The organism is Pedobacter nototheniae (assembly GCF_032678625.1).
GTDB classification, from domain to species: domain Bacteria; phylum Bacteroidota; class Bacteroidia; order Sphingobacteriales; family Sphingobacteriaceae; genus Pedobacter; species Pedobacter nototheniae_A.
The window spans coordinates 231,468-255,874 of record NZ_JAVTSO010000003.1 but is presented as its reverse complement, the minus strand read 5'-3'; the positions used below and the strand labels follow the sequence as shown (position 1 = coordinate 255,874).

General features: G+C 35.9%; 25 protein-coding genes. 10 read left to right on the top strand and 15 right to left on the bottom strand.

The window, feature by feature from the left end; all coding sequences use genetic code 11:
• Positions 1–1,482: a glycine--tRNA ligase gene (locus R2Q77_RS11300; RefSeq protein WP_316803844.1), complete on the bottom strand. Its 1,482-nt coding sequence runs from the start codon at positions 1,480–1,482 to the stop codon at positions 1–3.
• 285 nt (positions 1,483–1,767) lie between these two features.
• Between R2Q77_RS11300 and R2Q77_RS11295 the strand changes: the two genes are divergently transcribed.
• The 10 genes from R2Q77_RS11295 (at position 1,768) to R2Q77_RS11250 (ending at position 11,064) form a co-directional block, all read left to right on the top strand.
• Positions 1,768–2,685 carry a glycerophosphodiester phosphodiesterase family protein gene (locus R2Q77_RS11295; protein WP_316803843.1) on the top strand — a complete coding sequence of 306 codons (918 nt, stop codon included), beginning with the start codon at positions 1,768–1,770 and terminating at the stop codon, positions 2,683–2,685.
• 126 nt (positions 2,686–2,811) lie between these two features.
• Positions 2,812–3,393, top strand: coding sequence for a hypothetical protein (locus R2Q77_RS11290; RefSeq protein WP_316803842.1), 582 nt, complete (start codon positions 2,812–2,814; stop codon positions 3,391–3,393).
• Positions 3,394–3,476: 83 nt separating this feature from the next.
• Positions 3,477–4,184: an ATP-binding cassette domain-containing protein gene (locus R2Q77_RS11285; RefSeq protein WP_316804132.1), complete on the top strand. Its 708-nt coding sequence runs from the start codon at positions 3,477–3,479 to the stop codon at positions 4,182–4,184.
• A 237-nt stretch (positions 4,185–4,421) separates the two neighbouring features.
• Entirely contained in the window at positions 4,422–5,078 is a 657-nt protein-coding gene (locus R2Q77_RS11280) for a porin family protein (protein ID WP_316803841.1), read from the top strand.
• Between the two features lie 137 nt (positions 5,079–5,215).
• Positions 5,216–5,941 carry a gliding motility-associated ABC transporter permease subunit GldF gene (gene gldF / locus R2Q77_RS11275; RefSeq protein WP_316803840.1) on the top strand — a complete coding sequence of 242 codons (726 nt, stop codon included), beginning with the start codon at positions 5,216–5,218 and terminating at the stop codon, positions 5,939–5,941.
• Entirely contained in the window at positions 5,941–7,623 is a 1,683-nt protein-coding gene (gene gldG / locus R2Q77_RS11270; protein ID WP_316803839.1) for a gliding motility-associated ABC transporter substrate-binding protein GldG, read from the top strand. Before gldF ends, gldG begins: the two co-directional genes overlap by 1 nt.
• 33 nt (positions 7,624–7,656) lie before the next feature.
• Positions 7,657–8,781, top strand: coding sequence for a DNA polymerase III subunit beta (gene dnaN / locus R2Q77_RS11265; RefSeq protein ID WP_131539864.1), 1,125 nt, complete (start codon positions 7,657–7,659; stop codon positions 8,779–8,781).
• Positions 8,782–8,864: 83 nt separating this feature from the next.
• Entirely contained in the window at positions 8,865–9,545 is a 681-nt protein-coding gene (locus R2Q77_RS11260) for a DUF4397 domain-containing protein (protein WP_316803838.1), read from the top strand.
• A gap of 61 nt (positions 9,546–9,606) precedes the next feature.
• Positions 9,607–10,317 (top strand): DUF4397 domain-containing protein, encoded by a 711-nt coding sequence (locus tag R2Q77_RS11255; protein ID WP_316803837.1) that lies wholly within the window; start codon positions 9,607–9,609, stop codon positions 10,315–10,317.
• A 69-nt stretch (positions 10,318–10,386) separates the two neighbouring features.
• Positions 10,387–11,064 (top strand): DedA family protein, encoded by a 678-nt coding sequence (locus R2Q77_RS11250; RefSeq protein WP_316803836.1) that lies wholly within the window; start codon positions 10,387–10,389, stop codon positions 11,062–11,064.
• Between the two features lie 93 nt (positions 11,065–11,157).
• Here R2Q77_RS11250 and R2Q77_RS11245 read toward each other — a convergent pair whose 3' ends face one another.
• The 14 genes from R2Q77_RS11245 to R2Q77_RS11180 all read right to left on the bottom strand — a co-directional run bounded on the left by R2Q77_RS11245 (position 11,158) and on the right by R2Q77_RS11180 (position 24,338).
• Positions 11,158–12,114: a zinc dependent phospholipase C family protein gene (locus R2Q77_RS11245; protein ID WP_316803835.1), complete on the bottom strand. Its 957-nt coding sequence runs from the start codon at positions 12,112–12,114 to the stop codon at positions 11,158–11,160.
• A 73-nt stretch (positions 12,115–12,187) separates the two neighbouring features.
• Positions 12,188–12,613, bottom strand: coding sequence for a VOC family protein (locus tag R2Q77_RS11240; protein WP_316803834.1), 426 nt, complete (start codon positions 12,611–12,613; stop codon positions 12,188–12,190).
• Positions 12,614–12,729: 116 nt separating this feature from the next.
• The gene (locus R2Q77_RS11235) at positions 12,730–13,041 is read right to left on the bottom strand and encodes a hypothetical protein (protein ID WP_316803833.1); all 312 of its coding nucleotides are present in this window, start codon (positions 13,039–13,041) and stop codon (positions 12,730–12,732) included.
• A gap of 96 nt (positions 13,042–13,137) precedes the next feature.
• Positions 13,138–13,590 (bottom strand): DUF1569 domain-containing protein, encoded by a 453-nt coding sequence (locus R2Q77_RS11230; RefSeq protein ID WP_316803832.1) that lies wholly within the window; start codon positions 13,588–13,590, stop codon positions 13,138–13,140.
• 87 nt (positions 13,591–13,677) lie between these two features.
• On the bottom strand, positions 13,678–14,913 hold the full coding sequence (locus tag R2Q77_RS11225; RefSeq protein WP_316803831.1) for a DUF3999 family protein: 1,236 nt from the start codon (positions 14,911–14,913) through the stop codon (positions 13,678–13,680).
• Positions 14,891–17,281: a DUF2339 domain-containing protein gene (locus R2Q77_RS11220; protein ID WP_316803830.1), complete on the bottom strand. Its 2,391-nt coding sequence runs from the start codon at positions 17,279–17,281 to the stop codon at positions 14,891–14,893. Before R2Q77_RS11220 ends, R2Q77_RS11225 begins: the two co-directional genes overlap by 23 nt.
• Positions 17,282–17,460: 179 nt before the next feature.
• Positions 17,461–18,018: a GNAT family N-acetyltransferase gene (locus R2Q77_RS11215; RefSeq protein ID WP_316803829.1), complete on the bottom strand. Its 558-nt coding sequence runs from the start codon at positions 18,016–18,018 to the stop codon at positions 17,461–17,463.
• A gap of 12 nt (positions 18,019–18,030) precedes the next feature.
• Positions 18,031–18,663, bottom strand: coding sequence for a hypothetical protein (locus tag R2Q77_RS11210; RefSeq protein WP_316803828.1), 633 nt, complete (start codon positions 18,661–18,663; stop codon positions 18,031–18,033).
• Between the two features lie 3 nt (positions 18,664–18,666).
• Positions 18,667–19,230: a YdcF family protein gene (locus R2Q77_RS11205; RefSeq protein ID WP_316803827.1), complete on the bottom strand. Its 564-nt coding sequence runs from the start codon at positions 19,228–19,230 to the stop codon at positions 18,667–18,669.
• A 66-nt stretch (positions 19,231–19,296) separates the two neighbouring features.
• Positions 19,297–19,905, bottom strand: coding sequence for an alpha-ketoglutarate-dependent dioxygenase AlkB family protein (locus tag R2Q77_RS11200; protein ID WP_316803826.1), 609 nt, complete (start codon positions 19,903–19,905; stop codon positions 19,297–19,299).
• Positions 19,889–20,137 (bottom strand): Ada metal-binding domain-containing protein, encoded by a 249-nt coding sequence (locus R2Q77_RS11195; protein WP_316803825.1) that lies wholly within the window; start codon positions 20,135–20,137, stop codon positions 19,889–19,891. The genes R2Q77_RS11200 and R2Q77_RS11195 overlap by 17 nt, the downstream gene beginning before the upstream one ends.
• Before the next feature lie 3 nt (positions 20,138–20,140).
• Positions 20,141–20,989 (bottom strand): bifunctional helix-turn-helix domain-containing protein/methylated-DNA--[protein]-cysteine S-methyltransferase, encoded by an 849-nt coding sequence (locus tag R2Q77_RS11190; RefSeq protein WP_316803824.1) that lies wholly within the window; start codon positions 20,987–20,989, stop codon positions 20,141–20,143.
• Between the two features lie 182 nt (positions 20,990–21,171).
• Positions 21,172–23,028 carry a Fe-S protein assembly chaperone HscA gene (gene hscA, locus R2Q77_RS11185; protein WP_316803823.1) on the bottom strand — a complete coding sequence of 619 codons (1,857 nt, stop codon included), beginning with the start codon at positions 23,026–23,028 and terminating at the stop codon, positions 21,172–21,174.
• Positions 23,029–23,111: 83 nt separating this feature from the next.
• On the bottom strand, positions 23,112–24,338 hold the full coding sequence (locus R2Q77_RS11180) for a glycosyltransferase (protein ID WP_316803822.1): 1,227 nt from the start codon (positions 24,336–24,338) through the stop codon (positions 23,112–23,114).
• Positions 24,339–24,407: the final 69 nt, after the last annotated feature.

The window sequence follows — 24,407 nt, the reverse complement described above, 5'->3', positions numbered from 1 at the left end:
TTAATTCGATAATAAAGTTTTCCAGCTTACCTTATCGCCAATAATTTTCTCTAAATCGGTAATGGCAACACGTTCCTGTTCCATACTGTCGCGATGACGAATGGTAACTGTATTGTCTTCTAAGCTTTGGTGATCTACTGTAATGCAAAATGGTGTACCTACAGCATCCTGACGGCGGTAACGTTTGCCAATCGCATCTTTCTCTTCGTATATGCAATTGAAATCAAACTTCAGGCTGTCCATAATCTCGCGGGCTTTTTCCGGTAAACCATCTTTTTTGGTTAATGGGAATATCGCTACCTTAACTGGCGCAAGGGCAGGGTGCAGGCGTAATAAAGTACGGCTGTCCTGTTTATCCGCAGTGCTTAAATCCTGTTCTTCAAATGCATTAATCATGGTTAATAAGAACATGCGGTCTAAACCAATCGAAGTTTCAATTACATACGGTACATAGTTGCCATATGGTTTGCCTTCTTCGTTTAAATCGTTGTCAAAATATTGCATTTTCTTGCCAGAAAACTCCTGGTGTTGTTTCAAGTCAAAATCAGTACGACTGTGGATACCTTCAACTTCTTTAAACCCGAACGGGAATTCAAATTCAATATCAGTTGCAGCATTGGCGTAATGCGCTAATTTTACATGGTCGTGGTAACGGTATTTATCAGGAGAAGTACCCAAAGCCTGGTGCCATTTTAAGCGTGCTTCTTTCCAGTATTCAAACCATTTCTTATCCTCACCTGGGCGAACAAAAAATTGCATCTCCATTTGTTCAAACTCGCGCATACGCATAATGAACTGGCGGGCAATTACTTCGTTTCTAAATGCTTTTCCAATTTGGGCAATGCCGAAAGGGATTTTCATCCTTCCCGATTTCTGAACATTTAAAAAGTTTACGAAAATACCCTGCGCAGTTTCAGGACGAAGATAAACCTCATCACTACCTTCTGCCATTGCACCAAACTGTGTGCTAAACATCAGGTTAAACTGGCGTACATCGGTCCAGTTTTTTGTACCGCTTACCGGGCAAACAATGTCATGTTCTTCAATTAAAACTTTTAACTGAGGTAAATCCTCCGCAGTTAAGGCTGTATCCATATCTGCCTGCAATTTTGCAGCCTTCTCTGTTTTGCCATCCTTTTCATAACGGGCAATTTTATCTTCCAGTAACTGATCGGCGCGGTAACGTTTTTTCGAATCCTTATTGTCAATCATCGGGTCGTTAAAACCATCAACGTGCCCGCTGGCCTTCCACACTTTAGGATGCATAAAAATTGCAGAATCAATGCCTACAATGTTTTCATGCATTTGCACCATGGCTTTCCACCAGTATGTTTTAATGTTGTTTTTTAATTCGGCACCCAATTGGCCATAATCATAAACGGCACTAAGGCCATCGTATATTTCGCTGCTTTGAAATACAAAACCATATTCCTTAGCGTGTGATATTACATTTTTAAATTGTTCGTCGTTACTTTTTGCCATAATGCAGCAAATATAATAAAAAGGCGGAGGGTTTAAAGGTATAAGACTGAAGGTTTTTAAACAGGATTTAAGGATTATTGATTTTAATATTTTGTGAGTAACGCATGAGCTTAAATGCCTTGTAGGATTTAAAAATTTTTAGAAAAGCAATGACTGTAATTCTTGGGGTGCTGCAATCGGGTTTAAATGGCAAGGCAGGGGAAACCATTAAGATTGTCCAGCCACAATAAATATTTCGATGATTAAGCAATACAACAATTAATCAATTTACCTTACTTTTGAAGCATGAAATTTCAACGGTTAATCATTTTAGCTTTACTGTTTGCTTTGGCTTCTTGTAAACAGGGAGAAGTGGTCCATCATTACATCAACTTTAAAAGCACTGGCGAATTGTACACATTCTTAAACTGGACCCCGGAGCGTTTTCCATTAATCAGCGCCCACCGTGGTGGCCCAATGCCCGGCTTTCCTGAAAATTGTATTGAAACTTTCGACCATGCAACAACTTATAATCCTGTTGTTATAGAGTTTGATATTGCTTACAGTAAAGATTCGGTAATGGTAATTATGCACGATGACAACCTGGACAGAACTTCGACCGGAAAAGGGCCAATTGGAAATTACACCTATGAAGAATTAAAAGCTTTTAATTTAAAAGATAACGAAGGAAATGAAACGAAGTTTAAAATCCCGGTTTTAGATAGTGTGCTCAGCTGGTCTAAAGGAAAAGTGCTGCTTACTATAGATTTAAAGAAAGGGGTTTCGTATGCAAAGGTGATCGAAAAAGTAAGGCAATATAAGGTTGAAAGCAATTCCATTATAATCACTTATACCGCCAATCAGGCACAGGAAGTTCATCAGCTGGCACCAGATTTAATGATTTCGGCTTCTGTACAAAAGAAATCAGAACTGAAACGTTTAAATAGTTTGGGCATTCCAAATAACCGTATTGTTGCATTTGTAGGCGTTTCTGCACCTGATAAGGATTTTTATAAATACCTTCATGATAAGGGCATTACCACAATTTTGGGCACAATGGGCAATATTGATAAAAGCGCCAAGGCAAGCCCGGCAAAAATGGTTTACTATCATTTAGTTAATAATGGTGCCGATATTTTATCGGGCGATAATTTAGCCCAAACCGCAGAGCAACTAAATAAATTCAGATACAACAAACATATTTCGTCTCCATTTGTTAATTAAGTTTTAAATACTACTTTTGTGCCCCCTAAGCAAAAGTAAGTACAGCATCCCATAATGTTAATTTGGCTACAAAGCCAATAGTTTAAGCTTACTAATAAACAATTATATACATTACACATTTACATTATGAAAAAACTATTAATTACATTATTAACAGCGTCAGTAGTTACTTTATCAGCAAAAGCTCAAATTTCAAAAGGAGATGTTATGATCGGTGCAAACTTATCAAACATCAATTTCGCTTTAGATAAACCAAATGCATTCAGTTTAACCCTTAACCCAAAAGCAGCTTGGTTTATTCAGGATGGTTTAGCTTTAGGTGGTGATGTTTCTTTTGGCGTAGAAACACCGGGTAAAGGCCTTGGTACAACCATTAATTATGGCGTTGGTGCTTTAGGTCGTTATTATGGATCAAAAGGCGCTAATGAACTGGCTAATCACAGCCGTTTCTTTGGTGAAGCTACTGTAGGTATTTCTGGAAGAAACTTATCTGGCGGTGGTTCTACCAATGGTTTAGGTTTTAGCTTTGGTCCTGGTTTTACTTACTTTGTTACCAGAAACGTTGGTTTAGAAACTTTGTTAAAATACCAGGGTGTTGTAGGTTTCGGTAGCAGTGCATATGCACACAACCTTAACTTAGGTGTTGGTTTCCAAATTTATCTTCCAGGTAAATCAACGGCTAAAAAAGTACAGAAAGATTTTAACTAATTAGAGCTTTAATCTATTGTCAAAAAAGGATACATTCAATTATGTATCCTTTTTTTATGCCTTAAATAATTGCATATTTGACTGTGAGTATTGTTGTAAATAAATTATCAAAACATTTTGCCAGTCAAAAAGCCGTAAATGACATCAGCTTTAAGGCAAATCCAGGTCGTATTTTAGGTTTTTTAGGTCCAAACGGTGCAGGTAAATCCACAACCATGCGAATGCTGACCGGTTACCTTGAACCAACTTCGGGCAGGGCTGAAATTTATGGCAAGAATATACAAACACAAGCAATAGAAGCTAAGAAACATATTGGCTACCTTCCTGAAAATACACCACTTTATACAGATATGTATGTAAAGGAGTATTTAAATTTTGTTGGGCAGACTTATGAAATAGCCAATTTGCAAGCCCGTGTAGAAGAGGTAATTAAGTTGGTGGGCTTAACGCCCGAACAACATAAAAAAATTGGCATGTTATCGAAGGGTTATCGTCAAAGAGTAGGTTTAGCACAGGCCATTATTCATGATCCTGAAGTGTTAATTCTGGATGAACCAACTTCAGGCCTTGATCCTAATCAGCTGGTTGATATCAGGGCTTTAATTAAAACCTTAGGGGCCGCTAAAACAGTAATTATTTCTACACATATTATGCAGGAAGTAGAAGCCATTTGCGATGACATTATTATTATCAGCCAAGGGAAAATTGTGGCTTCTGATTCATTGCAAGGGATTAAAGAAGCACATCAGGGAATTTCGCTGGAAGATATTTTCAGAAAACTTACTGCCTGATCCAAATTGCAAACCAAATTCAGAATAACACCTTAGATTCTTGTGGGTAATATACTCTTCGGTTTTAGAAAAGTAAATCGGGCTGAATTTTTATAATTGAGGCATTTTTTGCTGAGCAGCCATCTTTACAACTACTCGTTTTAACTATTTTGTTAGTTTTTAATTTTTATCTGTAACATTTGTAAAATTATGGTGTCTATTCACCTAACTAAAAACAATTTTTTACAAAAAAATCAGATGAAAAAATTAACGTTATCTTTATTAATGGTTGCAGGACTTGGTCTTGCAGCTTCAGCTCAAACCAGTCCGGTTAAATTTGGCGTAAAAGCCGGTGTAACTTTTCCATCATTGACAACATCAGGCTCTGATGCTGGAGGTGAAACTGCGTTTAACAAATCAACAACTTCCTTTTACGTTGGCGGTACAGTAGATATTCCTGTAAGTGAAATGTTTTCTGTTCAACCAGGTTTATCATTAATCGGTAAAGGTGGTAAAGAATCAAATTTGGCCGGTACAACATTATCGGCTAAGATCAATACCATGTATATTGAAATTCCTGTAAATGCCGTTGTAAGCTTTAAAACAGGTGATGCAGGTAAAGTTTTTATCGGCGCTGGTCCTTATTATGCGATGGCTATAAGTGGTAAACTGAAAGTTGGAGATCAATCTGCTGATATTAAATTCGGTAAGTCTGAGGACAATTTAGGTGAAGACGATTTAGGTTTAAGACGTGGGGATTTTGGTGTGAATTTCTTAGGCGGTTTCCAATTGAATAACGGTTTAAATATTCACGCTGGATATGGTTTAGGTTTAAGTAACATTCTTCCTGAAGGAAATGGCAATGTTAAATTAAAAAATAGTGTTATTTCTGTAGGTGTTGGTTTTTCTTTCTAAAACCCATAAAATTTTTAAAAAGTCCCGGTTTTACCGGGATTTTTTTTGTTCAATATTTTTCCGGATTATTATTTCGCTTCCACTTATAAAGTTTATTTTGCACGAATAATTAATTAACTTCGACCTTTTGATTATCTATGTACGCAGTTTTTAAACGCGAATTATTCAGTTTTTTAAATTCCATGGTCGCCTATATTACCATTGGTGTTTTTTTACTGGTTTCCGGTCTTTTATTGTGGTTTTTTCCTGATACTTCTGTTTTAGATTATGGTTATGCCGAGTTAAGCGGTTTTTTTAGCCTGGTGCCTTACTTATTTATGTTTTTAATTCCGGCTATTACTATGCGTTCTTTTGCAGAAGAAAAACGCGAAGGAACTTACGAACTGTTAGTAACAAGGCCAATAACCCTTTGGCAGATTATTGGTGCTAAATACCTGGCCAGTTTGGTATTGGTTCTTTTTGCTTTAATACCTACAATCGTTTATTATTATTCTGTTTATCAATTAGGGTTTCCAAAAGGAAATATAGATTCGGGCGCTGTAATTGGTTCTTACACGGGTTTATTTCTGTTAGGTACAGCTTTTACCTCCATCGGAATTTTTTCATCTTCACTAACTAAAAACCAGGTTATTGCCTTTGCCATTTCCGTATTCCTTTGTTTTGTATGCTTTAGCGGTTTTGATTCGGTCAGTAAAATGATCAGTTTACAAGCTATCGAATCCAACTTAACCGCTTTAGGGATCAATGAACACTATCAATCGATAAGCAGGGGAGTACTGGATACGCGTGATTTGATCTATTTCATTACTTTTTCCATCCTTTTTTTATTGTTTACCAAATTAGCAACGGGAGGGAGGAAATAATGAACAATAAAAGCAAATGGGTAAATGTAGCGTTGGTCATTATGGCTTTGTTAGTGCTTAACATAGCTGGACAATACCTTTACCACCGTTTCGATTTTACTGCGGATAAACGGTTCACATTAAACGACAAAACAAAAAAGATTTTAAAATCTACGGATAAACCAATTATAATTACCGTTTTTTTAGATGGAGAACTTCCTCCTGCCTTTAAACGACTAAAAGCTGCCGTTAAAGATTTACTTGCTGACTATAAAGCCTACTCAAAAACAGAGTTAAAGATTGTTTTTGTGGATCCTGTTGCTGGTTTAAACCAGGCAGATCAGGATACGGTAATTAATAATTTATTCCTGAATGGAATTGAAGCAACCAGCTTAAGTGTTAAAACAGAAAGTGGCTTAACACAGAAAATTGTTTTCCCAATGGCCATGATAGAAAGTGACGGAAAGCAATTACCAGTTAAACTTTTCCAAAACCTTGACCCCGGACGTAGTTACGAAGAAAATATAAATAACTCCATTGAAAACCTGGAATATACTTTTACTTCCAGCCTTAAAAAGGTAATCACCGGTAAAAATCCGCGTATTGGATTTACCGAGGTAAATGGCGAATTATCAGATTTGCAGTTAAACGATGCCATTCACACCTTATCCAACAGTTATGAAGTGGGGCGCATTAATTTGAACAGCATTGATAAAGCGGGGCTCGATAAATTAAACTTAATGGTTATTGCCAAACCTAAAAAAGCTTTTACCGAGGCTGAAAAGTATAAAATAAACTATTTTATATTGAATGGTGGCCGGGTGGTATGGAGCATTGATCAGGTAAATGCAGATTTAGATAGTTTGAGGGGAAGTGGCGGCCAAATGGTATTTAATAGCAACCTAAATCTTGACGACATGCTTTTTATGTATGGCGCCAGGATCAATTACAACGTAATTGCTGATGCAAATTGTGCTGAAATTCCAGTAGCTACTGGCCGTGTTGGGGGGCAGAGCCAGATACAAATGGTGCCCTGGCTGTATTATCCTATATTGTTGCCCGATACCTTGCATAGCATGGTTAAAAACTTGGATGGGATTAAAGCTGAGTTTCCGAGCACAGTTGATTCCATTGGTGTAAAGGGGATTGCTAAATCTTATGTTTTAACCACCTCGGCTTTTAACAAGGTTTTTGAAGTGCCAAAATTGTTTTCTTTACAAATGGTGGCAGAGCAGCCTGATCCAAGGAGTTTTCATCATACCCCAAAAAATGTAGGTTTGTTGCTTGAAGGAAATTTCCCTTCAGTATTTGCCGGAAGGCCCTTGCCTCCAGGAATTGCTGCCGCATACAGCACCAACAATATTGGTAAACCATCAAAAATGATCGTTATCGGAGACGGAGATGTGTTTAAAAATCAGGTTGTTGAGAAAGATGGTTCGCCATTACCATTAGGTTACGACCGATATTCTAAAATTACTTATGGAAACAAGGCTTTACTGTTAAATATTGTCGATTACTTTACTGATGACGATAATTTAATTGCTTTGCGTAATAAAGAGGTTAAAATCAGGCTTTTAGATAAGGCTAAATTGAAATTGGAAAAGACAACCTGGCAAATGGTTAATATTATTGCTCCATTGCTATTGTTAATATTGTTCGCAATTTTTCAACATTATTACCGTAAGTACAAGTACGCTAAATAATTTTTATATTTTTGAAGAAGACTAAATGATATCATGAGATTTATTGTATCCACATCAACTTTATTAAAACACCTGCAAACTGTAAATGGTGCGTCAAGCAGCAGTACAGTTTTACCTATATTGGAAAATTTCCTGTTTGAAATTAAAGACGGTAATTTAACCATATCGGCTACCGATTTGCAAACCAGTATGACAACTTCTTTGCCTGTTGAATCAAAAGAAGAAGGTAAAGTAGCTGTTCCATCAAAAATTTTATTAGATACACTTAAAACTTTACCTGATCAGCCAATCGCTTTCAATATTGATGATGCTTCATTTGCTATTGAAATTAGTGCAGGCGATGGTAAATATAAATTGAGCGGAGAGAATGGAGACGATTTTCCAAAAATTCCGGTTGTAGAAAACGCTTCTTCTGTAAACTTGCCTGCATCTGTTTTAACGGAAGCGATAACCAAAACCATTTTTGCGGTAAGTAACGATGAGTTGCGTCCGGCAATGACAGGTGTTTACTGCCAGTTATCTCCTGAGCACATTACTTTTGTTGCAACAGATGCTCATAAACTGGTTCGTTACCGCCGTATGGATAGCAAAGCAGATAAAGCAACATCATTCATTCTGCCTAAAAAAGCATTAACGCTTTTAAAAGCGGCATTACCTTCTACTGATATTAATGTATCTGTTGATTATAATGCTACAAGTGCCTTCTTTAAATTTGAAAATATAAATTTAGTGTGTCGTTTAATAGACGAGCGCTATCCTGATTACGAGGCGGTAATTCCAACTAATAATCCAAATAAGTTAATTATAGACAGGGGATTGTTTTTGAACACATTGCGTCGTGTTGTTATATTTGCAAATAAAACAACACATCAGGTAAGATTAAAAATTAACGGCAGCGAGTTAAATATTTCTTCTGAAGATTTGGATTTTGCAAACGAAGCACATGAGCGCTTAAGCTGCCAATATGATGGTGAAGATTTAGAAATTGGCTTTAATGCCCGTTTTTTAATTGAAATGCTGAGCAATTTGAGTGGTGATGAAGTTACTTTAGAACTTTCGACTCCAAACAGAGCTGGTCTTTTAATTCCTCAAACCAATGATGAAAATGAAGACGTTTTAATGCTTGTGATGCCAGTAATGTTAAATAACAGTTACTAACTGACTAAAAATTTAGTTTATTATAAACAATGGCTTGGTTTTTGACCGAGCCATTGTTGTTTTAAACCAAATACATTTCTAATATGCGCAGCTCTACAAAACATACTCAGTCATTTCATTTCATTTTACTATTCTTTATAATCTTTAGTTTTTCTTCCTGCAAAAAAAACACTCCCGGTGTAGTAGTAAATGGAGAAGCCAAAGTTAAAATTGTAAATGCTGTTCAAACAGAATCAGCTCATGATCTTTATGTTGATGACCAGAAAGTTAACATTACTTCATTAGCATTTGGTGAAACCAGCGAATATTTAAAAATATCATCCGGTAATAGAAAAGTAGCCTTTATGGGAGAGAGTAATGTTACTACAACAGCTGAGATTAACTTTGTACCTTCTATAACCTACACCACTTTTTTGATTAGCGACAGAACAGGGAAAAAAGAAGTATTAAATTTCGAAGATAATTTAAGCAACACGGAAAGTGGTAAAGCCAAAATTAAATTGATAAACTTAACTCCTTATTTTAATACCGGAATTAGTGTAAGTGTACAAACCGGAACACAGTTTGTAAATAGTTTAATGTATAAAGAAGCCTCTAATTATTTTACAGTTGATGCAGGCGTTAATTTGCGTTTTAATGTAGTGGGTTCGGGCACTATTAAAACCATTGCAGGTGCCGATTTACAGGCCGGTAAAATTTATACCATCTGGTTTAGCGGAACAACAATAGCTACGCTCGATTCCCATATCATAACCGATAATTAATTTCAGTAAACTCAAAAGCTTTCTGCTATCTTTACGTTTTAATAGTAAAGTAAAATTCTTTATGAAAAAACCATCTTTTGTTCTTGTAAAACTTAGTTTTTTATTTGGCTTTATATTGATAATCAGTTCCTGCATTAAGAACAATAATCTTATTGCAGGCGATGCAAAAATTAAATTTTTCAATTTTGTAAATACCGGCGTAGCAAAGGATTTTTACCTCGATAGTGGCAGATATGCCAGTAACGTAAGTTATGGCAGCAGTGTGAGTTATACCGTTGTACCTGTTAATAATTTCCCCGACGGGCAGACATATAATTTTATAGTTAAAAATACGCTTAAATCGGGTACATTGCCCGGAGCAGCCAAACAGCTTATTCAGGTCGGTAAAAACTATTCTGCCTACTACACAAAAACAAAGCTGGTAGGTGGTAAACAAGATTCTCTTTTGGTTATTTATGAAGATAATGTAAAGCCCGATCCGGATAAAGCCAAACTAATATTTTTAAATTTAGGCTATAACTTAAGCAATAAAGTTTACATCAGGGATGCAAATACAACCTATGAAGCAACTTTAGGTTATAATGAAAAAACAGATTATAAATTTATAACAATTGATCCTACAGCAGCTAAAATCTATATGAATAATTTAGATTCGGCAATGATTATTGATACCATTTCAGGTACAAGTTTCTCAAAAGGCAAAATTTACACCATCTTAATCGATTCTGATAAAGCAGGCCGCCTGCTTAAAAGAGTATTAGGTAATAATTAATGTCAATTTATATTTAAAATTACCCCTTAATCGTTTTCATATTCATACTTTTGTTCAAAATTAGATAACTTGGAATTACTACAACAACTTTTAGATTTTATTCTACACATTGATGTTCATTTGGCACAAATTGTTAATGACTATCAAACCTGGACCTACCTGATTCTTTTCCTGATTATTTTTGCTGAAACTGGTTTTGTGGTTACACCATTTTTACCTGGTGATTCCTTATTGTTTGCAATGGGGGCATTAATTGCCGGTGAACACGAAACAGGCTTAAACATTTGGATAATGATGATTATTTTAATTGTAGCGGCAATTTTAGGCAATACTTTAAATTATAAGTTGGGAAGTGTGCTGGGCGCAGGTGTTTTTAAAGAAAGTAATAAAATTTTAAAACTTAAATATTACCATCAATCACACGAGTTTTTTGAAAAACATGGTGGTAAGGCTATCATGTTAAGTCGTTTTTTACCCATTTTTAGAACCATTGCTCCTTTTGTTGCAGGTATCGCGAAAATGCCTTTCGGCCGTTTTACGTATTACAATATTATTGGCGGTGTAACCTGGATTATTGCTTTATTAATTGGTGGCTATTTACTCGGACAAATTCCTATAATCAAAAACAATTTCGAATTGGTTATTATATTTATAGCGGTTGTTACTTTTGTACCAGCAGTTTGGGCGGCAATTAAAAGCCGGTTAAAACCGAAAGAAGTTGAAAAGATGATAGAGCCTGAAAAATAAAAGGCAAATAGATATTTTTTAGGAGGGGTTCAATAAAATGAACCCCTTTTTATTTTATCGCTTTTAAAGTTATAATAAGCAAGAAAAAGGAGTTCATAGTTCTCTGCCAATGAGTTGACCATTTTGAAACTTCTTTTCAACATCCTTTTCTGCTGTAACTTCATTTGGAAGCCCTTCTACAAATTTTAGATTTTTAAGCTCCGGTTGGCCGGCATCAATCCATGCCGAATACCAGAAAGAACCTATTTGTAGGATCGCATTGCGCATTTGTTTTTCAACCATATTATTCATCTGACCATGATAAGCCTTTGAATAGGGAACCGAATATTGTTTTAATATGGTATTATTCCTTTCCGAAAAACTATATTTCTGATCTGAAGGAAAAGTTTTGTTTAATTCAGCTTCAAGCTTTAAAACAGTATCCACCAGGTTATGGCTGTGTTTAATTATTTTCCAGGCTTCTTTTAAGGGGTTTTCAATGTAAATGGCTTTACCAACTACATAATTATACTTTATAGAAAATAATTCGGGCAAGCGGCTTTCCCAAAACGCGTGAATGCCAACCTGATTGCTGAGTTGACCATTGTGATTGGCTGTAGTGTGCAAGGGCACATGCGCATCGCCAATGTAATGACCTAAATAGGCAGAGTATTTTAGTATTTTAAGTGAATCGTGCGCTTTAAAGGCCTTAACCAAGCTGTAATAGGTGCGCTGGATTTGCCATGGAAGAATCCCGTCTGTATTTAACTTCTTCAATCCATATTTCGCCAGGGCATCATTCCATTTTTCAGGAATGCTATCTATATCCTGCTCATAGTTTTCTACGTCAAGATAATGCCTCGGAGCTTCGAGCGTATCTGCATAACGCCTTTTATCAGGATCTACTGCATGATCTGTGAGGTACTTAATGTTGGCTTTATAAAAAGAGATCATGCCTGCAGGAAGCGTAAAAACAGCGAGATTGTTTATGCGTTGATGGGCAAAAAATCCCCATGAAGTGCAAAGTAATATTGGGATGATTAACGCAGCGTAAATCGTTAATCTTTTCATAGATGAATATACAGAAAATTAATGCACACACAGAATATTTTCTGCCGAAACTACGCTATGTGCACAATATAAATTAAGCATTTACAAGCGTATCGAAATCTATTTTTTTCATTTGCATAACCGCTTTCATCATGCGTTCAGCTTTTTCAGGATCAGACATTAACGTGCCCAAATTGGCAGGAGCAATTTGCCATGATACACCAAATTTATCTTTTAACCAACCGCATACACTTTCTTCGCCACCATTAGCAGTTAATTTTTCCCAGTAATAGTCTATTTCCTCTTGATTTTCGCATTCTACAAGAAATGAAACTGCTTCATCAAACTTAAATTGAGGGCCTGCATTTAACCCCATAAACTTACTCCCGTTAATTTCAAACGTTACAACCATTGGCGTATTGCTTGTAATTTTAGAATCTTTAAAAACTGTACAGTAAAAATCTGCTGCTACTTTTGCCTGTCCATCAAACCAAAGGCAGGTTGTTATCGGATTTGCCATTTTTTATCGTTTAAATCTTTAACTAATTGTTATACAAGTTTAAGCAACCTTCAGTAATTTGGTGGGGTATGGAAACGACATATTTAAGGGGCAATCCGGACTGTTATTGAATTAAATTAAAAAGGGTTAAAATTGATGTCGTAAGCATATGGATCCTCTGTAGGAGGCTCTATTGGTTCTGTTTCGTAAATTTCTATTTCATCAGCAATTCTAAAACCAATTTGCATGCCCACACTTTGAAACAACTCAACACAATCTTCAAAAGATTTCACCCACATTTTCATGCCCATAAAAGCATTTCCATTTGGACAGCTAAAAGCTTGCAAATCGGTTACTGTTCCAGCCGCTAATGCAGTATAATGATTGTATTGCGTTTCGTATTTCCCGTATTTCAGCGTTGATTTTGATTTAGTTTTTGGTTCGGCCATTGTAAAGTTCTATTTGTGTACATACTTGCTTCTACAGCAGTATGCATTATACTATATTAATATTTTATTGGTTGAATTTTTTATGAAAACAGATTGCTAAACACCAAATTGATTTAAGTGGTGATCCAGGTGTTTGTAAAACATATTGTTCCACTCAGAAGTGGATAATTTACCAAAGGAATGTGATTCTTTTTCGTTAAAATGCAGCGCACCTAAAAGTTGCGTTTTTGTTATGTAATCAATCAATCTGGTGCGTTCATTTTTGAAATCTTTTTCTTCCTTGATGATAAATTGAGGAGCAGTTGGATTACCTCGTTTATAGGGTGTTTCACTTACAACTTTCTTTTTGACCAGGTTTTTTAAAATGAATTTCATAAATGCATTTGGTCTTTTATGAATGTCATCATATACCATTTCATAACTTATGTTGCAATGGGCAAGCATTTGCGCAACATTCATTTTACCCCAAACAGCTGCGGTTGAAGGGTTTAGTTTGTTTATTCTGTCTATAACTTCGTTTGCAACTTCTTCACTAAATATATTCTTCATTTATTCTGCTAATTATAGCGTTAAATTAAAATCTTTTTTAGTTTTTATAACCATCATCAGGCATATTTTACTGTATTCTTTTTGGTTTTAATTTTTTAGCATTTTATAAGAAAACCAGCCCAAAAGTGCAATAATGATAATCATTAATGCCCATAACCAGTTTTTATTACTAAATAAGGGTTGCTCTGCCAAAGTAGTTCTGTAGTTTGCATTTTTTTCTTCTTTATCGAGTGTAAGCGTGGTTAGTTTTGCGGGTATTTTATTTTCAAAATTGGCAATGTCATATTCTGCTTTTACCGCTTTATCATTGCCGTAATATAAAATATAACTAAGTTTAGGATTTTCAAAACGTGCAATTAAGTTGTATACATTTCCTTTAAGCTCTATTGTATTAAGCCTTAAAGGCCTGTTGTCGTAATTTTCAATTGTAATCTTTAATTTAGAAGTGATGGTGTTTTCAAAGTTAAACACAGGTTTTTCTAAAGAACTGATAATCCCATTATAAGCGCTGGTGTAATTATATTGTATGCCTTTATCTGTTTTGAAACTATCCGTGGCCAATTCTATTTTTATCGGACGGTAAAAATCAAAATCACTTTGCGCATTTATTTGTATGCTGGCTAAGGGCGTTGCATTTGGCAAGGTAACTTCTATGGTGCTTTGCTTGGTTTTATTGTTATTTTTTAATTGATAACCAGTATATTTTACATCCTGATAATTTCCTTTAACAGTATCGATTAATAACGTTTTAGCCGATAATAATGCCGCTTGTACGCTGCCCTTGATTTGTACGCGGAAGTAAGCATAGGCGGCATCAGTAAAGTTAAGCTTGGTAAACTGATAATCGGTGTTATCATTTTTAATGGATAAAATGCGGTAATCTTTTAAAATGGTAAACCATTCGGTGCCATTATTACTGCCTTCCAATGTGGCTTTCCAATCGAAATTATTTTGTTTAAAGCTTAAATCGATTTGATTAATGGTACTGATTTTTGAAGCCTGTAGTGTAAAATAAAAGCCGTTTTGGTTGTTACTTTGGTTAATCAGTTTAAAAGGAATTTCTTTTTGACTGGTTTGGCTGGATTGTAATTTTAACAGGTAAGGAACTTCAACCGTATCTTTACCATTAAAACCGTATATCCTGATATCTTCGAAACCGGGCGCTAAGTTTTTAAAAATTTGTACTGGCAACTCTATATTATGCCAGGTGCTTTTTACACCATTTATATTTCGTTTATATTGGTATTGATTAACCTGAGCTTGTAAAGTTCCAGCCAAAAACAGCAACAGGATAAACAGCTTAAATTTCGGTTTTAACATCATCTGTAATTAAGTGTTTGTACTTGTTGTAAAGGAATGAAATAATAAGAAGCAACACGCCTAAGGATACAAAAACAATGGTTTTAGCAATGGTATCTAAATAAGAGATGTCATAAACAAATAATTTAATCAGTGTAAAGCCAAATAAAACAATAGCACCAATACGTAAGTGCTTTTTGTTTTTCCATAGGCCTATGCTAATCATAAATAAAGCATAAACACCCCATAAAATACTTAAACCAAGTTTGTGCCCGCTATCTTGTTTAGATAACTCTAAAATATTAATCAATTCACTGCTGATGATCCACAGTAAAGAAATATAAAAAAGGTAATCGAAAGCAGTTTTATGCTTTTTCTTAACTAAATCTAATTGACTTAGACGATAGCACGCAGCAATGAGCAAGGCAAAAAATGCAATAGAAACATACCTTACAATAATATTAACGGGGGGAACAGTAAAGTACGGATCATTTTGAGCTTTAAAAGCATCTCTTAATTCACTTAAATTCCACAGGCCATGGGTTAGAAATATTAATATTACCACTACATTAATTGCAATAGTTGTAACTGTTAGTGCCTGATTTTTAATCTTTTTAAGATTGATCCAGGTAAGTGCTGTTGCAAAAAATAAAGTATAAACATATATCCAGCTGGTTTTTAGCGATAAAATATTATAATTATACCTGAATGATTCGTAATTCGCCTTTGCACCCGGATTAATATTAATCTTTGTTGCATGATATAAATTATTAAAATAACGCTCAATTTCTAACTTAAAGGTTATGTAGGTAACCAATAACAAAATAGACGGAATAATATAAGTTAAAACCTGTTTGGTCCATAACCAGCGTTCAGGGTTTTCATTGTCTTTTCTATTAATGGTTAGCATCCAGCTAAAGGCGCCGATGAAAATTGCTGCGGTTAAAAATCCCCCGTTTAAAAACGGTGTCAAGGCTTTATATTGGTTGTTGTAGTCGTAATAACCGTAATCATAATTTACATTCCAATCTTGTAATAAGCTTAGAAAAGCCAAAAAGATAATCGGGAAAGATAATTTTTCGTAGATGGCAATGTTTTTAATTCTTCCGAGATAAAATAATATAGCGGCTTCTACTGCCCAAAATATAGTTACCCAGCCACCATTTAGCTGCACAGGTACAGCCATAGTTATGAAAGTAATAACCATGGCTAAAATTAAATAGAACAAATTTCTATCTGCCAATTGCCTTTTGTAAATAACAAGGCTCACTACAAAATGGATAACGGCATTTGCGAGGGTAAATAATCCTAATAACTGTACACCGGTTTTTTCGGTTTGCAATATGTAGTAACCAATGCCATAATAAACAAATGAGTTAAGCAGGAGTAAAATGACATCTGTAAAACCGAACTGCTCTTTTTTGCCTACTTTATAGGCTAAGTTGGTGATGTAGAAAATGAAGAAAAATAAGGTGCTAAAAATTAAGGCAATAGTGTAATGTTGTACAACATCGAAAGAATCCATTAACCAGGAACCAAAAATAATCCAGCTTAAACCGAATGAAAGATAAAAAAGGGGTTTCCAGTATTTTTTAAAGCTTAATACCAAAATCCCAATGTTTATAATTGCCATGTAGCTGAAGAGTACAACTACTTTTCCTGATCCATCACTGAGTAAAAACGGAACAGCGTACGCACCAACCAATCCAATATGTGCAATAATTTGTTTATTGTATTTTATTGCGGCTACAACAGTAAATGAGGTAAAAACAACCATTAAAATAAAGGCCAGTGCCTGCGGAATAAGGGCATAAAAATCGTAAGCGGCATAGGTAATAAAATACATGATGGCAATGGCCCCGCTTACCAACACGGCAGAGAAGTTTTCGTACTTTTCTTTAAGTTTAATTGCGAATGCCATTAAGCCTGCACCAACGGCATAACCCAAAATAATGCGGGTTAATGGACTTATCATATCATGATCTATGGCATATTTGGCACCAATTGCAACACCAATAATTAAAATTAAGATGCCAATTTTACTGATGAGGTTTTCGCCAATAAATTTTTCGAAATCTGACTTTCCGATATTTTCTCTCTTGAAATTAGCTGAAAAGTTGCCTGCATCCGGCGTTCTTGGAAATCTTGGCTGGGGTTGCGGAGCTGGAATATTTTGACTGGCGTAAACCGGAGGCATATTTTTTGGTGGAAAAATAACTGTTTGTGGTTCAACCTTTAAACTTGGTGCAGGCGTTTCAGGTACAGCACCAGGAAATTGTAACTGCCTTACTTCCTTCTGTAAAGCAGTAATTTCGGCCTCGAAATCCTGCTGTCTCAGTAATAGGTTTTCCAGCTTAACTAAAAGCAGGTTTAACTGTTCGGATTTATCCATTCTTATAATTTAGATAGAGCTTTAAAATTGATTCTTACTAAATATAAGCATCAATTTTTATAAGCGCTGCAAATTATGAACCAGATTGTGTTTGTAACAAAATAATCAGGGAAATAAAAACAGTTTACTCGGGTTTTAAAAAGGTGCGGCGGGATAAAAGCCGGATGAAAGATTTTTTATCAATTTTGCCAATCCCACAATACCACACTCCATTCTATACCATCTGGAGCAGTAAACCGATGGATTTCCTTAAAGCCAATGCGGTTATGTGCTTTCATTGATCTCAGGTTTTTGGTGGCAACCTCTGTAATTGCGAAATCATATTTGTTTTGGTATTGTTTTTTGTAAGCGTTATATACTTCATCGAAAATTCCCTGGCCACGATAATTTTTATCTACACAAACCTGTCCAACAACCAAGTAATTATAATCTGTAATAAATTTTTTCTGATAAGTTATTTCAGCAAACATTTCAAACATGGGTATCAAGATGGCGATGTCAAACCTGGATTGCGCTGTCATGGCCAGTACATACGCCGCTACTTTTCCGTTGTCAACAGCGATAATATGTGGCTCAATATGATTAAGTTTATTTAACTCGGCTAAGGTATGATATGCGGTAACAAAGCCCTGTTCCATTGCTTCGGAGGCTGTTAAGTTAATGCCCAGGTTTGCTTTTTGTAATGCCAAAATCGCTAAAAGCTCCTGTTCTGTCTGAGCAGTTTTATACTGTATCATAAATTGAAAAAACTAATTGTATTGTTGCTTTGCCCATTGCATTGCCGGTTCCATCCATTCTTGCATAGGCTTAAATAGAAAACCATGTTTTAGCCCGGTATTTAATTCAATTTCTTTAAAATGATTGATTTTCAGGTTGGAAGTTTCTTTTCTTTTAAGAGCCGAAACGCCAAATTCGTCTGATTTTTCGTAAATGGTTAATATATTTCCGCAATAATTAATTCCAGGGAAGGAAGTAAGGTCTTTATCACGGTAACAGCCAATGAAAACAAAATTTACATCCGGATTTTTTAAGTTGCTTGAAACATATTGGGCAATGTAGCCACCTTTTGAAGTGCCAATTACGGTGATGTGATTTGGCTTAATCCCGAGTTTGAGTAAGCTGTCTATTTGTGAGATTACTTTTTTAGTATATTTTCCAACATCCGTATTGGCAGGCCTTTTTTCACTGATTACCTGAAAACCATTTGCATTGAATTTATCTAAAATCTCCTTATAAGCTGTTTTTCCATATTCGGGATGAGCCTCTGTAAGTGGATGGTCTTCTGCAAATTTATTGTGTAAAAAGAAAATGTAATTCTGTCCAAAACTATAATAGGAGCAGGCCATAAAAAATAGCAGGAATAAGGATTTCTTAATGTTCATAGTTTAAATTAGTTCTTTGTAATAAGCCACAAACTCACGGATTAGTGAATATAAATCGCGCCATTCGAAATACCTCGGACTTGCGCTGCCCAAGTTACTAAAACCATTCTTTCTGAAAAGCATTTTGATTCTGCTAATGTGGTAGTATTGAGAAACGACAATCAAACTCTTAAAATGAAGTTTGTTTTTTAAAGCTAACGTGTTTTGTACGGTTTTAAGCGTATTATCTCCATAATTATCCACTGTAATAACCGAATCGGGAATGCCATTTTTGACCAGAAATGCTTTCATTTTTTCAGCTTCGAAAAAGCCTTCCTTTCCAAGCCCGCCACTTACAATAATTTTTTTTACTTGTCCTGATTTATATAAACCCAGACCACAATCCATACGTTGCATTAAACGAGCTGACAGTGTCCCATCAGGGTTTACTTTATTGCCTAAAATTACGGCTGCATCTGCCTTGGTTTTTGAATTTTTAAGGCCATCAACCACGGTAAAAACAATGTGCAACACAAACGAGGAAACTAAAAGAATAAATGTTGTTTTTAGCAGCTTTTTGGCTTTCATTAAGATCAGCTTTCGGTTAGGTAAAGTTAAAACATCTGATGATAAATAAGAATTGACTGCAAATTGTTAGCCAACAATCGTTCTGAAAGTTAGGTTAATTCTCGGTTTATTAATGGTTTTAGTTGGCGGTAAGCGGTGCAGCCAATGGGTTTGTGTGGTATCTTTCATGACCAGTAAACTCCCATGCTCCAGCACCATGGAAACGGTTTTTTTATTCTGTTTGTGTTTAAATGCAAACTTACGCTCAGCACCAAAACTTACCGAACCAATGGCGCCATTTTTCTTTAAATCCTTTTCTCCATCGCTATGCCAGGCCATACCTTCATCGCCATTGTGGTATAAATTAAGTAAGCAAGAATTAAAAGTCTCGCCAGTTCGTTGTTCAATTTTTGCTTTTAATTCAAGCAATTCCATTGTCCAGGGCAGGGCCTGCTTTGTCGTGTTTGAATAAGTATACTCAAAAGGTTTTTCGCCATACCAGGCCACTTTACGTTTGGTTAAAATGTGCTTACCAAAAATAATTGCCTCGTCGTTTTTCCATTCAATGTTACTGAACAAAACATCATAATAATGATTTGCCTCTGCTATAGAGAATAACCTGCCATAGTAATTTACAGTGCCATCTTCTGGCAACAGGTTAATATCTTCAGTTTTTTTGTTATTGAATAAGTCCATTTTTCCAATTTTGATATTTTACGGGCATACAATTACCGCAGGGGCGAAAGCCATTTTGTAAAGCTTCCATTTCTGATGAAAAGAAAACCCTGTTTACAACTTTCATTCTTTTGCCCGATTTACAGTGCAAAGTTCCGTAAATCTTTAATTTTAAATTCCCTCCATAGCAAACTTCTTTTTGTTTGAGGGCTTTTTTTAATTCAATAGCGGAGCTATTTTTATGCAAAATCATCACTTAACCAGAAGTCTGGGTTTGAGCGTTCTCCCAGCCAATAATGGCCGTTTTGCGTGTATTTCCCCACATGTAACCACCAAAATTTCCTGATGACTGGATAACCCGATGGCAGGGAATTAAAAAAGCAATGGGATTACTGCCAATGGCGGTACCTACAGCTCTTGAAGCATTTGGATTTTCTAACTTTTTGGCTATTGAGCCATAGGTAGAAAGCTGGCCCATGGGAATTTTCAATAAAGTTTCCCATACTTTGAGCTGAAAATCAGTTCCTTTTAAATGTAATTTTATTTCAGGCAGTTTACTCCAGTCGTTTTGAAAGATGAATAGTGCATTTTGCTGCAGTAAATCTAACTTTCTGTTAAATAAAGCTTCTGGGAATTTTAATTTTAAATCTTCAAAACCTTGTTTTTCAGATTCATTAAAAGCCATATAACATACACCTTTGCTGGTAGAGGCCACAATTATATTTCCGAAAGGACTTTCTGCATAACTGTAATTTATCTGAAGGTTTTTGCCACCCTGTTTGTATTCGGCAGGCGTCATACCTTCAATATTAACAAAAAGATCGTGTAAGCGGCTTGTGCCTGAAAGCCCGGTTTGGTAAGCCGTTTCAAATAAAGTACTTTGGGTGTGGGTTAAAAGTTGTTTGGCGTGTTCTACGCTTATGTATTGCAAGAATTTTTTAGGACTTGTGCCGGCCCACTCACTAAATAAGCGCTGAAAATGAAATGGACTTAAATGTACTTTTTCGGCAACTTCATCTAAACTTGGCTGGCTTTTAAAGTTTGCTTTAATATAATCGATAGCGCTTGCAATGCGATTATAGTTGATTTGATTCTGCTCATTCATTTGCTTAAATTTTACCTGACAAATATCAGTTGAAGTGGGCGGTTATAAAATCCGAAACTTGCTGATGTTTGATTTAGCCATAGTGCTTAAAATTACCAGATGTTGTTAAAATAAAAGGACACCTGTAGCTACAAATGTCCTTATTTAATTTCTCATAAATATTGCCTGAGGCAAGGCTTTATTTATTCAATCTTTTTACCCTTCATTGCAGTAGAAATGGCTGCATCCATTACGCGCTCCGCAAAAGGACGGGTAAATTCATTTAATTCATCGGCTTTTTTAAGAATGCTATCTTTTTCGGCACTTGCCAAAGCCGATTTAAGGGCTTCTATATGAGTTTTTGTTTCGGTAATTTCTGCTGTTGTTAAATGTTCAGCGTGCTTTTCTATAAAACGTTCGGCAGTATAAAGCAATTGTTCGCCTTCGCTGCGGGCTTCTATTAACATGCGTTGCTCCACATCGCTTTTAGCATGTGTAATGCTGTCAATTAACATTTTTTCAACAGTATCATCACTTAAGCCATAACTCGGCGTAATTTCAATTTCCTGTTTCACACCCGAGCGAAGTTCGACGGCTTGTACAGTTAAAATACCATCCGCGTTTAGCAAAAAGTTAATATCTACTTTGGGTAAGCCTGCAGGCATCGCTGGAATCCCTTTTAAATCAAACTCAGCCAGTTTACGGTTTTCCTTTACTAAATCGCGCTCTCCCTGAAAAACAGAAATTTTCATGTTTACCTGTCCATCAATAGAAGTGGTGTATTGTCTGCCTGCTTTGGTTGGTACCTTGCTGTTTCTGGCAATAATGGTATCCATTAAACCGCCCATAGTTTCAATGCCTAAAGAAAGCGGGGTAACATCAAGCAATAAAATATCAGAACGGTTTCCGGCCAGTACATCGGCTTGTATGGCGGCTCCAAGAGCAACCACCTCATCCGGATTGATATTGTCTTGTGGCTTTTTGCCAAAGAAATTTTCTACCTGTTGTTTAACGAAAGGTGTACGGGTAGAGCCGCCGACTAAAATAACTTCATCAATATCTGCTGCCGTTAAGCCAGCATCTGTTAAGGCATTTTTGCAGGCCGTTATGGTTTCTTCTACTTTGGCAGAAATTAATTGCTCAAAGGTTTGTTTATCTAATGTACACCAGATTTCGCCAACCTGTTCATTATACAGGTTTTGAGTAGATAATGCTTTTTTTGCCGCTTCTGCCTGCAAACGCAGGGTTTGCATTAAAATGTTGTTTTGGGCTACTTCCGATGTATTCAGGTTATTTTTTTCGAACCAATGGTTTAAAATAGCCCTGTCGAAATCATCTCCACCTAAATAAGTATTTCCATTTGTGGCCAAAACTTCAAATATTCCGTTTTGTATCTGAAGAATAGATACATCAAAAGTACCACCTCCCAAATCATAAACGGCAATGGTTTTTTGCTGAGCCGGATCTAATCCAATTCCGTAGGCCAAACTGGCTGCAGTTGGTTCGTTTACAATACGCATTACATCGAGGCCGGCCAGCTTACCTGCATCGCGGGTTGCCTGGCGCTGGCTATCGTTAAAATAAGCCGGAACGGTAATTACAGCTCTATTTACTGGTGTTTTTAATGCGTGCTCTGCGCGCGCCTTTAATTCTTTTAAAATTTCGGCAGAAAGTTCAATGGGGGTGTAGAAACGATTTCCAGCCTGGATTTTAACCAGTGCATCCGTATCGTCATCAATTATTTTGTATGAGAAAATTGCGGAATGTTCAGCAACATCTTTATATGATCGCCCCAATAAACGTTTTACAGAGAAAATTGTATTTGCAGGATCTGTTGTTAAATATTCTTTAGCTTCATTACCTACAATGGCATCGTTTTGGCTATTAAAATAGACCACAGAAGGAACTAAAAGCCCTTTTCCGGTATCGTTTATAACTTGCGGGTTTTTATCCGGATTGATAAAAGCAACCAGGCTATTGGTTGTACCTAAATCTATACCGACTATAATTTCTTCTTTTTGAAACGAACCTGTAGCAAGGTTAATTGATATTTTTGCCATGGGGCGAATTTACATACTTTGTTTTTGAAATTTGTTGGAATGTTGTAAAGTTGAAATTTGTTCCGCTCCAATATTGAAAACAGTTATTTGTTCTTTTCTTGTATCCATAGCGACATGTATTTGGTGCTTTGTACGGTATGGTGGTTTAAAATCTGTCCAAAAAAATTATTCTGACGGTGTTTGATCAGCCCCAGCAACAGTTCCTCAACCTTTAACATAAAAAAATCGGCAAAAGCCGCGGCGTTGTAACGCTCATTAATAATTTGTACACCGTTTTGCTGAGCCGTACACCACAAGGTTTTATTTTGATACAATTCGGCTGTTTTTTCTACAAAAAAAGTTAAATCATCTTCAATAAAACCATTCCAGTCTAATTGGCCTTTCATGGCCTCAGCACCAACATTAGTAGTTACAGATGGCGTTCCAACTTGCATGGCATCAATAAATTTTCCTTTTACGCCGGCGCCAAACTGAATAGGTGCGAGTAGAATTTTATGTTTGGCAATGGTTTCGCGGGCATTTTTTGCCCTTCCGTGGATAAAAAATCTTTCGCTTTTATTCGCCAGCTGCAAAACTTTTTGCGATGCATATGCACCATAAATATTCATATTTGCCTGTGGGAGTTTTTTGCGCAGTATGGGCCAAACCTTAGTTTTTAAAGTTTGAACGGTATTCCAGTTTGGTTCGTGAAGGAAGTTTCCGATGAAAATAAAATCGGCCCGTTCTTCAAATGGAACCCAGTTTTGAATGGCTTTGCTTGTAATTTCCGCTTCGAGGAAGGGCAGGTAGTAAACTAAAGAAGAATCAATTCTAAATTGCTTTTGAAGGATCTTCATTTCTATTTCTGATATAATCAAGGATAAATCGCATCGTAAAATTGAAGCGATTTCACGTTTTGCCACCTCATTAAATAAATTTAACGTTTCCTGCTTTTTAGTACTTTGCTGTCGGGCGCTGCGCAGAAAATGTAAATCTTCGGTATCTAATATCCTTAGGGCATTTGGGCATTCTTGTTGTACGCGCCAGCCGTATTGCTCTTCAACCATAAAGCGATCGAATAAGACAATTTCAGGATTTAAATCTTTTAAAAATGAATTGAAGCTTTCATCATTTAGTTTAATTTCTTTTTCAATAACTGCTCCCTGAGCGAAATTATAACTGAAATCGCTTTTCGAGGCGGCAGATGCAAAGGTGATTTTATAACCCTTTTTCAGAAATAAATCAACCAATTGAATCATTCTGGTGCCAGCTGCCGATGAAGTTGGTTCTGGCCAAACGAATCCAATAATTAATAATTTCTTTGCATCCATGATTTAAATTTTGTGCAAAATAAGCTGTTTTTGCTACACAATTTTAAAAGCGTGCCGATTATTTCTAAT